Below are 15,103 nucleotides of genomic sequence, written 5' to 3'. Positions count from 1 at the left end.
ATTTGAGTGTCCTAATTAATTAGGAGTAAATCCTTAGGGTTCTGCACTATTTATTGATGTTCACTACTAAAAAGTCATAGTCTGTGGCTTCACATTCCATGCCATACAATCCCATAGTTCAGAGTGCTCTTTATTTTCAAAGAGGCATAATGCTCCTGTAGCAATTTTAATTCCGTATTGTCCACAGAATGCTGAAAAATTACCTGTCAAGTAAGGTAAAAAACGGGCAATGCCATTACTTGTGATCACCAAACATGTTTTTCCCGTATACTTGGTGCGAAGACAAATAGAAAAATCCAGCCAATTTTTAATGAGTGTGGTGGGATCAACGTTCCAGCCTGGGGGTACTATAGCTTGGGTCTCCCAAGCGCTAATTGCGTCTTTTCCAATTCGAGCAATTACCTGCTCTTCAGGTTGGTTTTCGTCAGGCCCATAATCGATTTCGTTGAAAATGGACAATGTTTCAATAGGTAAATCAGTGCTCATCGTGCTTTGTGCTTGTTCTGCCGTTTGGATGGCGCGTTTTAGTTTTGATGTAAAAATTACATCAGGAATAAGATGCTGCTGCTTTAGATAGATACCTAGTAAACGCCCTTGATGTAAGCCACTCTCCACTAAGGGTAAATCAGTAGTACCTACTCGGCGAATAATATCGCCAGGAGCGAATGTATTACCGTGACGTGCAACAAGTAATCGTGTAGTCATTTTTATAGAATCTCTTGAGACTGAACAGATAAGGATGGTAATAATTCACCATATTGAGTAATCAATGTTTCAGCACGAACGACATCTTGGGGACTATCAATCCCGGACATATTTGCTCGTCCTTTATAATCCACAGCAACGCAACGAATCGTGTAACCATTTTCCAATAGACGCAATTGTTCCAATCCTTCTAGTTTTTCAAATTTGCTTTCAGTTAAAGTAATATATTTTTCCAGCATATTGAGCGAATACCCGTATAAACCAATATGACGAAATATAGGGCTTTTGTCGCTTTTTTGGCGCAATTCCTCTTCTTTACGCACCGCAGGGATTATACTTTTGCTAAACCAAAAAGCGTTACCGGTTTGTTCATCGAAAACAGCAGTGGTACCACTAAAAGGGGTTGTTTGTTTATTTTGACGTAACTCATCAAGTTGGTTCCAGGTTAATTGAGTCACAGGAGTTACTGCATCGCAAGGTGAAGCAGTGAAGGCGTCGATCATTGCCCGTAAAAAATCTGGGGGTGTTAAGGGCGCATCTCCTTGCATATTTAAAATAAAATCAGGTTTGCTTGGTATTTGCTGTATTGCTTCAGCAACACGATCAGTGCCGCTGGGCGCTTCTGGAGAAGTCATCACAGAGACAACCCCAATTTCATTACAATGACGGACAATTCGTTCATCATCAGTTGCGACGATTACCGAAGTATTTTTTAATCCTTCAGTAGCAGCAAGTGACAAACGCACTACACGTTGTAGCATTGTTTGCCCATGAATTATCACCAATGGTTTTCCTGGTAATCGGGTTGAAGCATAACGAGCAGGAATGACAATGGCGATTTTCATGGCAAAAAATGGTTCAAAAATAAAAAAAGCAATAATAGCCTAAATAATAGGTGGTTACTATAGTAGAATGGTCGCGCAATAATTTGGGTTAAATAAGGATATTGGTGATGAAAAAATTAAATGCAGTACTGATGGGTTTAATGATGATGGGGTCTTTTGGGGTTATCGCCGATCAAAATTCTTTGGCAAAATTAACTGATTTGGCAGGTGCATCTGGATTTGAAAAATCTGTTCGCGATGTGGTAAAGCAACAATGGCAACAGTCGATGAGTCGAGTTACTGTAGATGGCATGGGTAATTTAATTGGGCTCTATAAAGATAATTCCAAAGGTCCTAATGTTTTATTGATGGCTCATATGGATGAAGTAGGATATATGGTTGAATCGATCACGCCTGATGGTTTTTTAAAGATTATTCCTCTAGGTGGTATTCCAGCCTCGGTTATTTTTGCACAACGTTGGACTGTCTCCACTCCTAATGGTCCTATTCTTGCTTATTCTGGAATGGACTCAACTCACCTTATTGAAGAAACTAAAAAAAATAAATTACCTGCAGTTAATGCAGTTTTTCTTGATATTGGCGCTGAAACAAAAGAGCAAGCAGAAACTCAATTTAATGTTCGCCCAGGATTACAAGTGACTCCTGCCAGTCAATTTAGTCCTTTAAGCGAAAATCGTTATTTAGCCAAAGCACTTGATGATCGATTAGGTTTAGCATTGATTGGCGATGTTCTGGAATCCCTCAAAAATCAGCAACAACCTAATCAACTTTTTACAGCAGCAACAGTACAAGAAGAGGTGGGATTACGTGGAGCCAGTACTGTTTTTAACAGCACACATCCAGATGTTACCATTAATGTGGAAGTAGGCATTGCCGATGATTATCCTGCGTTGATTGCTGCTCGTAAAGGTAAAATTGCTTTAGGTAAAGGGCCTACATTATTTGTTTATGATCGTTCTATGATTCCTCACCAAGAGTTATTAAGTTGGATTTTAGAGTTGGCTAAAAAAAATAACATTCCAATACAATTGGAATCTGAAATAGGTTATGGTCAAGATGGTTCCAAAGTACAAGGTTCAGGCTCAGGAGTTCCAAGCATTAACATTGGAGTGCCAATCCGTTATGCACATCAACAAGCCGGTGTATTTGATAAACGTGATTATGATCAAGCAGTAAAGTTAATTAGTTTAATCGTCACTCATCTCAATCAAAATGTTGTCGATCAAATTAAAGCGGGTTAGTTCTTTAAGTAGAAGGATGTTTACATCCTTCTTTTATTTCATTTTTTCCTTACATTGCTCTAGAAAATAATTTACCGATGAGTCCTGAGGATTTATGGACAAAATCTCTTTAAAAAGCTCTAGGGCTTTATTAAATCTTTTTGCTTCATACTGACTTAAAGCGGTGGCAAAAATAGCGGCTGAATCATTTTTTAACTGAATTTCTGCAGGTGAATTATGATTAAATATTTCATAAATATTTATGGGGCGGTTTTTGCCTTTTACTTTAGTTAACCCTAAAGAACGAAAGTGATATCGTTCTTTGTATTGTAATTGGGTAAAGGTTTCTTCGCTAATTAATAGCTCAATATCAAAAACTCGAGTTAAGTTCTCTAGCCTCGAAGCGATGTTGACCGCATCACTAATAACACTGCAATCCATTCGCTCTTCAAATCCAACAGTGCCTAAAATCAGATGACCTGTATTGATACCAATGCCTACATGTATAGGTTCCAGATGGTTGTGTATGCGAGAGGAGTTAAAATCGTCTAGAGCCACTAACAACTCCGATGCAGCGATAAGAGCATCATCTGCATTATTGAATAGTGCCATGATGGCATCGCCAATATACTTATCAATAACGCCAGAATTTTTAAGGATTACGGGCTCCATATAGCTCATCAAGGTATTAATCAGATTAAAAATTTCAACGGGAGAAAGTTGTTCCGCAATTGAAGTAAAGGACTTGATATCTAAAAAAAGGACTGTCATGACTTTTTCAACACAGTCACCTAATTTGATATCGGTAATATTTTTTCGATTCAGTACCTTTAGGAAATCTTGGGGGACAAAACGAGCCACTGCGATGGCGTTTTGTTGAATTTGAAGTAGCTTGTCGAGCAACTCATTGTTTAATGCCCTAACTTTTTGCTCAGCGATTTGCAATTCTTGAAAGTAAGAGTTGGTTCGAACCATATAACGGACCCGATAACCAAGTAAAGTTGGGTTAATCGGCTTAGTTGTAAAATCTGTAGCACCAGCTTGGTAGGCAAGATTGATTGATTCATAATCCTCTAAACCTGTGACTATCATAACGGGAAGATAACGCCAATCGGGTAATTTACGAATTTCAGCACAGACTTGAAAACCATTTAAACCGGGCATTTCTACATCCAATAATACAGCGTCGGGTTTAGCAGTTGTAAGTAGTGATAATGCTCGCTCCCCATTCTCAGCTTGAATCACATTAAAGCCCACTTTCATTAATGCATCGCAGGTAATTAAACGCATAGTGGCACTATCATCAACAACTAAAATCAATGGATTTTCTTTTTCCATAAAAAAGTTACTCACTTATAATGGTACAAATTTTTGTTAAATAACCTGCAATATGCTCCAATTCAATAACTTTATCTACGGCATCTAATGATTGTGCTACGGCGCCCATGCCAAAAACAACAGAACTTTCTTGATCTTGGATCAAGGTATGTCCATGAGCTCGCTTTAATTCCAATAATCCTGTTGCTCCATCATCACTCATTCCTGTTAAAAGTACCCCAATGGCTCTGTCTTTGGAAACTTTGGCAATTGATTGAAATAAATGTGTAATTGAAGGACAAAAACCAGAAACAGGAGGGGCATCGACTAATTTGCAGATTAAATTTTTATGAGCTCTATCGATTTCCAGATGTTTATGCTCAGGAGCTATGTAAACTACTCCTGCTCTTAAGGTTTCATAATTTTCTGCATTTTTAACAGTAAGATCTACATTTTCTGCAAGCCATTGTGCAAACCCACAAATAAAACCACTACTCATATGTTGCACAATAACGATAGGGACTGGGAAATCTGCTTGTAATTGAGAGAGAATTGTTTTCAATGCCATGGGACCACCAATTGAAGCCCCCATGGCAATAATTTCATAAAGGGGCTCGCCTCTAGGCTCGGTGTGTGCTTGGTGACTTTCGTGTGTTAAATGTTTTTTTAGGGGTTTTTTTACTACTCGAATCTCCGCAAGACTCCGAAGGGTCTCAATGATATGATTTTTGCGGTCTTCAAAAGAAGGTGAAAATACACTTTCAGGTTTTTCTAACGCCGTTAATGCACCAGCATCAAGAATATGAAAGGTAGCATGGGCTGATTCGCTATTTATCAGGGAACTGATGATCACAATTGGTGTGGGATGATGTGCCATAATGATACGAGTAGCCTCTAGCCCATCCATAACTGGCATATGTATATCCATAGTAATAAGATTAGGCTTTAATTTTTTGGTTAACTCAATTGCTTCCTTACCATTTTTGGCGACACCAATCACTTCCATATCTTTCGCAGATTCAATGATATGTTGAATTAGCGCAGTTTCTGTAGGTGAGTCATCAACAATTAAAATTTTTATCATAGAAGTAGTTTCACTATAGCAGCACTCTTTTAATTATCTCTGTAGAATTTAATACCAAATTAATTTGATTGCTGCCTGTTAAAGTAGCGCCAATGACACAAGGTATATTTGTTAAAGGTTCTTGCAATGGTTTAAGAACAATTTCTCGTTCACCAATAATTTCGTCAACAAGCAGGGCAATGCATTCCTCATCTGTCTTGATGACAACAACAGAAAAACTTTCCTTGGGATTTTTTTTATTTTCATCAAGATGCAGTACCTTTGACAACGAGCATAACAAAATTGGCTGTTCCTTAACAAGAACGGTTGGATTACCTTCTACATTAACAATATCTTTCTTTTGTAGCAGCAATACGCATTCTACGGAGCTGGTAACAATTACAAATGTTTGGCTACTGCACATCACAATTAAACCTCGTTCAGTAGCTAAGGTAAGAGGAACTTGCAAGAAAAAAATAGTTCCTTTTCCTGGTTGACTTTCTACCTTAACTTGACCTTTTAAACGAAGCAGATTCGATCGAACTACATCAAGTCCTATGCCGCGCCCAGAAATATCAGTAGCTGACTTGCGAGTAGAAAAACCTGGGCGAAAAAGGAGATCATAAATATTTTCTTGTTTCATCGTATCAAGTTCAGTTTGGGTAATAATATTTTTTTGTAGTGCACTACGAATCACATCATCTGTTTTAATTCCTATACCATCATCGATTATTTTAAAAACGATTTGATTGTTTTTCTGCATGACCTCAATAGTGATATTTCCTTGTGGTGATTTACCAGCTTTCAGACGAGACTCGCTATTTTCAATACCATGATCAATGGCATTACGCAAAATATGAACTATAGGATCTTTTAGACCATCAAGTATTAGTTTATCAATTTTTACATTATTACTTTTAATTTCGAAATTCACTTCCTTTTTTAGTTCTTGAGCTAAGTCACGTACTATACGCGGTAAATAACGTAATTGATTCGTTACCGGAATAAGGCGTAATGTACGAATTTCATCCTGAAGGGCGTTTAATAAAATCGATAATTCGCTCACGGGTATACGCAATTCTCGTTCAATTAAATAAACAGCTTTTTTGGCATCTGTGAGTTCAATAAAGTTTACAGAGGATAAAGTATCTAAATGTTTTGTTTCGTTTCCAGAATAATTTTTAATTAAATCAAAGGTATTTTTTTTCCAGGACTTCGTTAGTTGTTCCAATTTGAAATTAATTTTGGTTAATTTGGAATAGTTTTCTTCAATAGCAATTTTAATCGCCTGAATTTCTTCCATATAAACTGAAATGCGTTCCAAATTTTGTAAAGATACGCGTATTGATTCAAATTCATTTTTGGGTGATGCGATTGGAAAACCAGCTTTTTCTTTAGACTTAATTGAATTTTGATTACTTAGAGATATATTAGCAGCTATTTCTCCTTGAGTAATTCCTTCGGCATAATAGGTTAACTGCTGCAAATGATCGTGTAAGTCAAAAGATAAGGGTCGTTGTTCACTAAAGCATTGTATCGCTTCATTCATATAGTCAATTGATCGCAGGCAAAGATTAATTATTTCCGAAGAAATCTCTATCTTTTTTTTCTGAATTGCAGCAAATAAAGCTTCTAAATAGTGAGCAATTTCACCTACGTCAACGGCTCCTACTCCTCGAGCAGAACCTTTGATATTATGGGCAACTCGAAAAATTTCTTCCAATAAATTTTGGAAGTCTTGCTCAGATTCAGTTCCTTTTTCAAGTTGTAATAATCCATCGGTTATCGTGATTAAATTTTCATGAAGCTCTGTTTTAAACGTTTCAACAATTTTTTTTATAAACTCATTATCTGGGGGGGGAGAAGCGGGTATTGAGGAAGAGACTTCTTCATTAGATTTCTTTTCCTGCGGCGTAGTCTTTGTTATTTGTTTTTCTTCTTCATCTTCTTCCACCTGTAAAAGAGATTCAAGTTGATATAATAGCTTATTAAGATTGGCAGAAAGAGGTTTTTTTTCAATAAAATCGTGCATAGCCTCACGCATCCCATCAACGGCACGAAAGGTTAATTGGATGATCTCTGTAGAGATTTTATGATGCGGATCAAACAGTTGCTCCACAAATTCAGCGATCTTGCCAAGAGTTTGCATGCCTACTGAAAATGCTGAAACTTTAATATTGCGTCCAGCACGAGAAATTTCAGCCATCATAAGATTGAGCTCATTTACTGCTTCTGCGCGCTCAATTTTTCTTAAATTCTCAGTAATAACTGCCAGTAATGACTCAAGTTCTGGGCCAAATGTTTCAAGTAACTGTTTTAATAACTGATCGTTTGGAGTCATGTTAAAGCTTCTAAACTTTATAAATATTCACACCGTCTTTGAGATGTTTGGCTATATCATCTAACTTATGAATAAAATCCATCAATTCTTTAATACCACTTGAAAAAGTTGATGTAGTACGGTTAATTTCATTCATACTTTCGACTATTTGTTCGATACCTACAGTTTCCTGGCGTATGGCTACTTCAATGTGCTGGCTTGAAATAGAAGCATCATTAATCATTTTACTAAGCGTTTGAATGACTTGGCCCGCTTTATCAATGAGTTTTGTTCCAGACTCAAGAGCTTTTGCTCCTTCTTCAGTAACAGTAACGGCTTTTTCGGTAGTTCGTCGGATATCTTCAAGAATTTTTTGTACCTGTACTGTTGATTGTTCGGATTGTTCGGCAAGATTTCTAACCTCAGTCGCAACAGCAGCAAATCCTTTTCCAGCTTCGCCTGCTTTAGAGGCTTCAATTGATGCATTCAATGCCAGCATCTTTGATTGTTGTGCTAGAGTATTCACGACGGAAGTGATATCTCCAATTTGCTGGGTGTGAGTACTTAAATCAAGAATAGTTTGGGCGATAAGCTTCATTTTTTCTTCTAAAGCATTAATCCCTTCAATGCTTTGTGCTACCGATTCCGTACCTAACTTCCCTTGTTCATACGTATTTTTAGCAACCTCTCTTAACGTTTGTGCTTTAGCCATAGTTTGTTTTGAGCTTTTGTCAATTTCTTCTAAAGAAGCGCTAATTTCATTAATTGCAGTTGCTTGCGAGGTAATACTTTCAGCCTGCTCGTTGGCTGAAGTAAGAATCGTTTCAACCATAGTCACTATCTCATTGCCCGCGGTGGTAATTTTTTTTGTAATAGATGCCAAGCCATCTGTCATTAAATTTAAATCGCGGCCTAAATCTTGTAAAATGTCTTCTTTATCAATCTCAAGGTGTTCCCTAAGGTCGCCTGCGGCAACTTTGCTGCTATGTTCACGAAATTTCTTTGATGAGTTGACTAATTTTTCAAATAATATTCGAGATTCTTCTTCTTTAGTACGAAGAGTCTCTTCATTCTTCTTAATTGCTTCTTGCATCGCTTTTAATGATAAAAGCAGTTTCCCTAATTTATCTCTCGTTGGAATTTGGATAACGATATCGCGTTCACCTGCGGCAATTTGTTCCGCAATATCAATTGCTTTATCGATTGGAATGGACATCGCTCGCGATGTGATATAGGGAACAATAATGGTTAAAATAATCGCCAAAATTAGTAGCCAATAAGCAGAGTTCTTTATAGAAATCAAACTCTTATTAATTTTCGCCGTATTCTTTTCGATTTCTTGAGATAACAAATAAAATATGCCTCCCGTTCTTTTTCCTGTTTCCGAAGAATAAGTACCGTCGATAATTTTAATCATCGCATCTTCAATATTTCTTGTTTTATTCCTAGCCGTTTCTACATTATCAGGATTATTAGGATCTCTTGGCGTATTGAATATCGAGCTTTGGATCTCGTAAAGAGGTAAATAGAGTTCTTCCAGCTTATCCCATTCTGTTCTAAGTCTGGAGTTACCTATAGAATGCATGGCTTGGTTCCATTCGTTTCTAATATTAGTAATTTGGCCCCAGATGCGCTCAAAATGTTCTTTATCCTCAGGGTCACCTGTCATGGCCCAATGTTCCAGTATGTCTTGAACCTCATAAATTTGGCTATCAAGAATTTGTGGCAAATTTTCACTGCGTATTTTTTGACTTAATTGGACTACAAAGTTCACCTTGGGTATTAAAAGCATAATTAACAGCAATAAAGGAAGGCTAAGAGTCATAAACCCAATGATTAAGCGAGCACGAACAGTAATAACAAAGCCTCGATTATTAGCGGTTTCCATGAATCTCTCCTCTCCTATATAAACTTTTTTTAATCTCTAAACATAAACTCGATATTAGAGCTTCAACATGAATAATTGCTGTAACCGCATGATGCAATCCTAGAATATATTCAGGCTTTGCTGTATTTATCGAAGATAAAGGAATGGCCAATTGATTTGGCTGATAAATAGCACTCCCTTCGATTTGAGGAGTAAGTAAGGCAAGAGTGATGTTGTCGGCATTAATAACAATAATAAATTCGTTTTTTTGTTTCAAATGATGTGGCGATGGCTGGGGATGAAAAAATTGGAATAGATCGATCACAGTAATTAATGCTCCTCGCCAATTAATGATCCCAGCAATAAAAGGGGGGATGAAAGGAGCTTTTACTAAAACCACATGATGTAAAATTTCTTGAACATAGTGATAGGGAACTCCATAATGTTCATTGTTGCTAAGACTGAAATGAACAAAAGCAACACCATTATTTTGAGTTTTATCCACTTCTTGTTGCGCAAGTTGCTTGGCCCGCGCTTGCAGTATGTATAATGCATCTTCACTTTTTGGCATCAGTTCAGAAGCGTGCTTTTGTTCTTTTATCGTCATTTAAAATCCTTTTTTGTTTCATCATCTTTATTTAGAGAGAAATAGATTGCATCATTATGATGAAAAATAAGATTAGTTCCTGATGTAACAATTGGATCTGATGCGCCGAGTACAAGATAACCGTGTTCGGTCATACAGGCGCTTAATTTTTTCATAATTTTTGTAACAAGTTCATTATCAAAATAAATTAGCACATTACGGCATAATATTAAATCAACATCGAATATTCCATTAATTATAGATGGATAGCTATTATCACATAGATTAAGGTATTTAAATTGTACTAAGTTACAAATTTCTGGGGAAAGCTGGTAGGAGCGATTATTTGTTTTGAAATATCGCCTTATGTATTTCTCCGGAATAGAGCGCATCGACCATTGCCCATAAGTACCAGAGTTTGCTTTTTGGAGTGCGCTGGTATTTATATCGGTTCCTAATAAATAGAGGTCCCACATATCCATTTTGGGAAGCAATTCTGCTAATAACATGGCAACTGTATATATTTCTTCGCCAGAAGAACAACCAGCACTCCAAATTTTTAAGCTAAAGTCATTCAACTTTTTTTTGATTAATTGAGGTAAAAGAATTTTTTCAAGGAGAATCATTTGATTCTTATCGCGGAAAAAATAACTTTCACCTACCGTAATCGATGCAAGTAAATCAGCTAACAAAGAAGAATTATAGGAACAATTTTTTAGGTGATTTAGATATTCTTGAGGTGAGTAATTAAATTTAATACATGCAGCAATAATTGTTTTTGTGAGTTCTGTCGCTTGATGGATGCGGATAACAAGACCAAATCGTTTGTGGATGAGCTCGATAAACTCGGGTTCGAGTTTTTTTATCTCATTTATTATTGTATTAGTATCGTTGCTCATAATTAGTTACTTGATTTATTTCTTGGGTAAGTTTTAACGTAAATACCCAATCAATATTGATTAATAGCGAAACTCCTGTCTCTAGAGTCACGACACCCAAAAATGGCGAGCTGTTATTTGTAAATTCTTCATGAACCTCGATCTTTTTTTCATCAATTTCATTGATGCCAAGTACGTTATCAACAATTAAGCCTATTTGATGTGCTCCGTTATCGCAAAGAAGAACAGGTATATTTAAAGGATATGTTTGCTCACGTAGTAAACCAATACTAATAGCTAAATCAAGAACAGGAATACATTTACTTTTAAGATTCATCAATCCTGCACAATAGACCGGGCAAGATGGAACTATTTCAAGCAAAGGTAAAGGAAGTACTTTAGCCACATATCGCAATTCAATACAAGCACGGATGTCTTGCAAAAGAAAATGGAGAACAGTGATGTTCTTGATTGACATTGTAGGATCTTCCTTAAATAAAATATTTTTTGCGTATATGTATTATATTTATAGACTTAATACTATTTATGTACAAGCTAATTACTACAGGAAATAGGCTTTTTGAACGATCATGGCCTTCTGCAACGCAGATGATCAAAGGGTATGCAGCAAGGTGAAGGTTCTAGCAAGGTGGGGTGCTTTTTAGACCTTCCGCTTTTGCGGAAGGTGACGTTTAGGAAAGCGTCTCCCTCTGCGTTTTTGCGGAGGGTGAAGCTGGATCTAGAGAGAAACAATTAGAAGAGGGGCTATCCTGCTGAGGTGTCTTCATGTGCAAAATAATTTAAATCCAGTTCTCGAGCAGCTTTAACATCATCCAGTCGTTTAACAGGTAATGAGTGTGGCGCTTCTTTAACTATGTTAGGAGTTGTAGCTGCTTCTTCTTTAATAGATTTCATTACCTGTACAAACTGATCCAGCTCCTCTTTGCTTTCAGTTTCTGTAGGCTCAATAAGCAAGCATTCAGGAATCAGCAAAGGAAAATAGGTGGTTGGGGCGTGAATGCCATAATCTAATAATCTTTTGGCAAAGTCCATGGCGGTAATACCATAAGATTTTTTTTCTGGACTTAGGGTCAAGATAAATTCATGCGAAGCGCGTCTGTTGGGATAGGCTGGAGTGAATCCTGCTTTACTTAATTCTTTAAGCAGATAATTTGCGTTCAAGGTCGCGTATTCCGAAACACGCAATAAACCTTCTTTACCAAGTAGACGTATATAAAAATAAGCACGCAGTAATATACCCGCATTTCCCATAAAGCAAGACAAACGCCCTATACTCTGGGGATAATCCTGGCGAGTTGCCCATTGATATTCTGAATTTGTCTTTTTCACAATTGGTAATGGCATGAATGGTAGTAAACGTTTACCTACAGCCACAGGACCTGCCCCAGGTCCACCACCACCATGAGGGGTAGCGAAGGTTTTATGAAGATTTAGATGCATGACATCAAAGCCCATATCACCAGGCCTTACTTTTCCTAAAATGGCATTAAGATTAGCGCCATCGTAATACAATAATCCACCAGCTTGATGCACTAAGGCGGCTATTTCTTTAATTTGCCGCATAAACAATCCGAGTGTAGAGGGATTAGTTAGCATGATGCCTGCTGTTTTTGGGCCTAGTTTGCTCTTTAACTCTTCCAGATCAATATCGCCGTCCGCAGCGGTAGCTATTTCAACAATTTTAAATCCGCACATGACCGCAGAAGCTGGATTTGTGCCATGGGCGGCATCAGGAATCAACATTTCATCACGTGCAGTATCACCTCGAGATTGGTGATACGCCTTAATCATTGCAACACCTGCAAACTCACCTTGGGAACCCGCCATAGGTGTCAAAGACACACCCGCCATCCCTGTCATTTCAGCTATATATTCTTGCAAGCGATAAAGCGGTTCTAAAAAACCTTGGCTGTCTTGTTCGGTAGCAAGTGGATGGCGGTTGAGGAAATTCGCGCTGGATGCTGCTTTATGGACCCCACGCGGATTATATTTCATGGTACATGAACCTAAGGGATAAAAATTGCTGTCTATGGCAAAATTTTTATGAGAAAGACGCGTGAAATGCCGCACTACTTGTAATTCAGAACACGCAGGTAATTTAGGTGGTATTTTTCGCTCTAATTCGGCAGGAATGGCGTATTTACTCTTTGAAATTTTCGGTGCTTGGGCCGTAGCTTGACGGTTTTTTTGGGATAATTCAAAAATCAACATAATTTGCCTTCCGTTTTCTGAATAAGCTCTTTGAGTTCAGCTCGATGATTGACAGGGGTAAATTCAATAAATTGATACTCCGCTATTTCTGCTAAATAATAGGGGTCATTTTTGAATATGGATTCAAGATAAGCGCGATCATTGGTAGCCGCAATGATGATCCCGCCTGTACGTGGTTTCATTGGGCCAGAAGCTACCAATAATCCTTGTTTGTAATAGTAATCAAGAAACTCTCTGTGTGACTGTAAATATTTATCTACTTCATTAAGAGGTACTAGATAAGTTAATTGAATTACGAACATTGGGCACCTCGTTGAGACATGATGGCTTTTAATGTTTTTGCATAGAGCTCGATATCCTCATCTGTGCGCATTTCGGTAGCACAAACCAAAAGAGTATTTGCTAATTGAGGATAATGGATTCCTGGAGCATAACCGCCAGTAATGCCTGCATTTGCTAATTCTTTTAGTACTTGATCAACGGGCTGATTTAATTGAAGCAATACTTCATGAAAATAAGGAGCATCAAAAACTAACTCTACACCATCAATTTGAGTTAAAACTTCAGCTAATACATGTGTATTCTGATGGCATTGGCTAGCTACCTGGCGTAATCCTTCTGCTCCTAAAAGACTCATGTGGATGGTCGCTGCGGTAACCAGTAATCCTTGATTCGTACAAATGTTTGAAGTCGCTTTAGCGCGACGAATATGTTGTTCTCGCGCTTGTAATGTTAAAGTAAATCCCCTTTTACCGTCTTTATCTAAAGTACAGCCAATCAGTCTTCCCGGAAGTTGCCGGACATGTCCCATACGGGTGCTTAAAAAACCAAAATAAGGACCGCCAGATGCCATAGGCGAGCCTAAAGGTTGTCCCTCACCGCAAACAATATCTACTCCATGGTGACCCCATAAACCCGGTGGTTTTAATAATGCAAGTGATACTGGATTAACACAGGCAATACTAATGACGTTGTTTTGATGCGCCCAATCACTCAGTTCATCGACTCGTTCAAGGCAGCCAAAGAAGTTAGGTTGTGCAATCACGAGTGCAGTAATATCTTCGCCAGAATATTGCTCTAATGCAGAAAGAGCGATAATGCCTTGCTTTTCATCAAACGGTAAAGTAATGGCTTCGATATGTTGGTTACGTAGGATTGTTTCAATCGTTTCACGATAAAAAGGATGAATAGTGCCAGCAATTAACACACGATTTGTTTTACTGCGTTTGTTGATGCGCACTGCCATTAAAATGGCTTCTGCCAAAGACGTGGCGCCATCATACATCGATGCATTAGAGACATCCATACCAGTGAGTTCACAGATCATGGTTTGATATTCATAGAGTAACTGTAAGGTGCCCTGACTGGCTTCAGCTTGATATGGCGTATAAGCGGTTAAGAACTCTCCACGAGAAGCAATATCCCACACTGCGGCAGGAATATGATGTTCATAACATCCTGCCCCTATGAAGCAAATTCCATTACGGTTTTTATTCGCTAAGTTTTGTGCTTCTTTCAACACATCCATTTCGTTGATGCCAGCAGGTATGTTTTGAAAGCCTGTATATTGCAAAGCTAATGGGATCTCATCAAACAAGGCTTGTGTTTCTTGTGCTCCAATAGCACTCAACATGGCCTTGATGTCTTCAGGGGTATGTGGGATATAAGGCATAATTAATGTTCCTCAGCAATCTCATTTTGATATTGTTCGGCGTTTAACAAGCTATTTAGTTCATCAGGATGGCTTGGTTTTAGTTTAACGAGCCAGCCAGCTGCATAGGGGTCGCTATTAACGAGTGCTGGATTTTCAACAACCATTTCATTAACTGCAGTGACAATACCACTAACTGGGGCGTAAAAATCAGAGGCAGCTTTTACAGATTCAACCACACCTAATTCTTCACCAGCACTTACTTGATCACCTATTTCTGGAAGCTCAACAAAAACCATATCTCCCAAAAGTTCTTGAGCATGATCCGTAATACCTATAGTTACCTCTTCATTTCCTTTTTTTAGCCATTCATGCGTCATTGTGAATTTTAAATCATTCATTATATTTATCCTCATTTT

General features: G+C 37.8%; 14 protein-coding genes. 1 reads left to right on the top strand and 13 read right to left on the bottom strand.

The window, feature by feature from the left end; genetic code table 11:
- Positions 1-66: 66 nt before the first annotated feature.
- Both DYH34_RS16650 and kdsB read right to left on the bottom strand, forming a co-directional pair.
- Positions 67-705: a histidine phosphatase family protein gene (locus DYH34_RS16650; RefSeq protein ID WP_058465757.1), complete on the bottom strand. Its 639-nt coding sequence runs from the start codon at positions 703-705 to the stop codon at positions 67-69.
- A 2-nt stretch (positions 706-707) separates the two neighbouring features.
- Positions 708-1,550, bottom strand: a complete 843-nt coding sequence (kdsB, locus tag DYH34_RS16645; RefSeq protein WP_058465756.1) for a 3-deoxy-manno-octulosonate cytidylyltransferase — start codon at positions 1,548-1,550, stop codon at positions 708-710.
- Positions 1,551-1,681: 131 nt separating this feature from the next.
- Here kdsB and DYH34_RS16640 point away from each other — a divergent pair, with 131 nt between their 5' ends.
- Positions 1,682-2,791 carry a M42 family metallopeptidase gene (locus DYH34_RS16640; RefSeq protein ID WP_420795586.1) on the top strand — a complete coding sequence of 370 codons (1,110 nt, stop codon included), beginning with the start codon at positions 1,682-1,684 and terminating at the stop codon, positions 2,789-2,791.
- Positions 2,792-2,824: 33 nt separating this feature from the next.
- Here DYH34_RS16640 and DYH34_RS16635 read toward each other — a convergent pair whose 3' ends face one another.
- The 11 genes from DYH34_RS16635 to gcvH form a co-directional block, all read right to left on the bottom strand.
- Positions 2,825-4,108 (bottom strand): response regulator, encoded by a 1,284-nt coding sequence (locus DYH34_RS16635; protein WP_058465754.1) that lies wholly within the window; start codon positions 4,106-4,108, stop codon positions 2,825-2,827.
- Between the two features lie 7 nt (positions 4,109-4,115).
- Entirely contained in the window at positions 4,116-5,171 is a 1,056-nt protein-coding gene (cheB, locus tag DYH34_RS16630; protein ID WP_058465753.1) for a chemotaxis-specific protein-glutamate methyltransferase CheB, read from the bottom strand.
- Positions 5,172-5,184: 13 nt separating this feature from the next.
- Positions 5,185-7,491: an ATP-binding protein gene (locus DYH34_RS16625; RefSeq protein ID WP_058465752.1), complete on the bottom strand. Its 2,307-nt coding sequence runs from the start codon at positions 7,489-7,491 to the stop codon at positions 5,185-5,187.
- A 10-nt stretch (positions 7,492-7,501) separates the two neighbouring features.
- Positions 7,502-9,358 carry a methyl-accepting chemotaxis protein gene (locus DYH34_RS16620; RefSeq protein WP_058465751.1) on the bottom strand — a complete coding sequence of 619 codons (1,857 nt, stop codon included), beginning with the start codon at positions 9,356-9,358 and terminating at the stop codon, positions 7,502-7,504.
- Complete coding sequence (locus tag DYH34_RS16615; protein WP_058465750.1) at positions 9,345-9,944, bottom strand: chemotaxis protein CheW; 600 nt, start codon at positions 9,942-9,944, stop codon at positions 9,345-9,347. Before DYH34_RS16615 ends, DYH34_RS16620 begins: the two co-directional genes overlap by 14 nt.
- Positions 9,941-10,822, bottom strand: a complete 882-nt coding sequence (locus DYH34_RS16610; protein ID WP_058465749.1) for a CheR family methyltransferase — start codon at positions 10,820-10,822, stop codon at positions 9,941-9,943. The genes DYH34_RS16615 and DYH34_RS16610 overlap by 4 nt, the downstream gene beginning before the upstream one ends.
- The gene (locus DYH34_RS16605; protein ID WP_058465748.1) at positions 10,806-11,279 is read right to left on the bottom strand and encodes a chemotaxis protein CheW; all 474 of its coding nucleotides are present in this window, start codon (positions 11,277-11,279) and stop codon (positions 10,806-10,808) included. Before DYH34_RS16605 ends, DYH34_RS16610 begins: the two co-directional genes overlap by 17 nt.
- Positions 11,280-11,566: 287 nt before the next feature.
- A complete protein-coding gene (gcvPB, locus tag DYH34_RS16600; protein ID WP_058465747.1) occupies positions 11,567-13,033 on the bottom strand; it encodes an aminomethyl-transferring glycine dehydrogenase subunit GcvPB in 1,467 nt (488 codons plus the stop codon).
- Positions 13,027-13,335 (bottom strand): YciI family protein, encoded by a 309-nt coding sequence (locus DYH34_RS16595; protein ID WP_003634175.1) that lies wholly within the window; start codon positions 13,333-13,335, stop codon positions 13,027-13,029. The genes gcvPB and DYH34_RS16595 overlap by 7 nt, the downstream gene beginning before the upstream one ends.
- Entirely contained in the window at positions 13,326-14,705 is a 1,380-nt protein-coding gene (gene gcvPA / locus DYH34_RS16590; RefSeq protein ID WP_058465746.1) for an aminomethyl-transferring glycine dehydrogenase subunit GcvPA, read from the bottom strand. The genes DYH34_RS16595 and gcvPA overlap by 10 nt, the downstream gene beginning before the upstream one ends.
- A 2-nt stretch (positions 14,706-14,707) precedes the next feature.
- Complete coding sequence (gene gcvH, locus DYH34_RS16585) at positions 14,708-15,085, bottom strand: glycine cleavage system protein GcvH (RefSeq protein ID WP_058465745.1); 378 nt, start codon at positions 15,083-15,085, stop codon at positions 14,708-14,710.
- Between the last annotated feature and the right edge of the window lie 18 nt (positions 15,086-15,103).

It is taken from the genome of Legionella cincinnatiensis (genome assembly GCF_900452415.1).
Lineage (GTDB): Bacteria > Pseudomonadota > Gammaproteobacteria > Legionellales > Legionellaceae > Legionella > Legionella cincinnatiensis.
The sequence above is the reverse complement of the archived record's forward strand: the minus strand, read 5'-3'. Positions and strand labels throughout refer to the sequence as shown.

Coding starts and splice junctions, on each gene's coding strand:
- DYH34_RS16650 (WP_058465757.1), bottom strand. CDS start 705: ATGACTACACGATTACTTGTTGCACGTCACGGTAATACATTCGCTCCT.
- kdsB (WP_058465756.1), bottom strand. CDS start 1,550: ATGAAAATCGCCATTGTCATTCCTGCTCGTTATGCTTCAACCCGATTA.
- DYH34_RS16640 (WP_420795586.1), top strand. CDS start 1,682: ATGGGTTTAATGATGATGGGGTCTTTTGGGGTTATCGCCGATCAAAAT.
- DYH34_RS16635 (WP_058465754.1), bottom strand. CDS start 4,108: ATGGAAAAAGAAAATCCATTGATTTTAGTTGTTGATGATAGTGCCACT.
- cheB (WP_058465753.1), bottom strand. CDS start 5,171: ATGATAAAAATTTTAATTGTTGATGACTCACCTACAGAAACTGCGCTA.
- DYH34_RS16625 (WP_058465752.1), bottom strand. CDS start 7,491: ATGACTCCAAACGATCAGTTATTAAAACAGTTACTTGAAACATTTGGC.
- DYH34_RS16620 (WP_058465751.1), bottom strand. CDS start 9,358: ATGGAAACCGCTAATAATCGAGGCTTTGTTATTACTGTTCGTGCTCGC.
- DYH34_RS16615 (WP_058465750.1), bottom strand. CDS start 9,944: ATGACGATAAAAGAACAAAAGCACGCTTCTGAACTGATGCCAAAAAGT.
- DYH34_RS16610 (WP_058465749.1), bottom strand. CDS start 10,822: ATGAGCAACGATACTAATACAATAATAAATGAGATAAAAAAACTCGAA.
- DYH34_RS16605 (WP_058465748.1), bottom strand. CDS start 11,279: ATGTCAATCAAGAACATCACTGTTCTCCATTTTCTTTTGCAAGACATC.
- gcvPB (WP_058465747.1), bottom strand. CDS start 13,033: ATGTTGATTTTTGAATTATCCCAAAAAAACCGTCAAGCTACGGCCCAA.
- DYH34_RS16595 (WP_003634175.1), bottom strand. CDS start 13,335: ATGTTCGTAATTCAATTAACTTATCTAGTACCTCTTAATGAAGTAGAT.
- gcvPA (WP_058465746.1), bottom strand. CDS start 14,705: ATGCCTTATATCCCACATACCCCTGAAGACATCAAGGCCATGTTGAGT.
- gcvH (WP_058465745.1), bottom strand. CDS start 15,085: ATGAATGATTTAAAATTCACAATGACGCATGAATGGCTAAAAAAAGGA.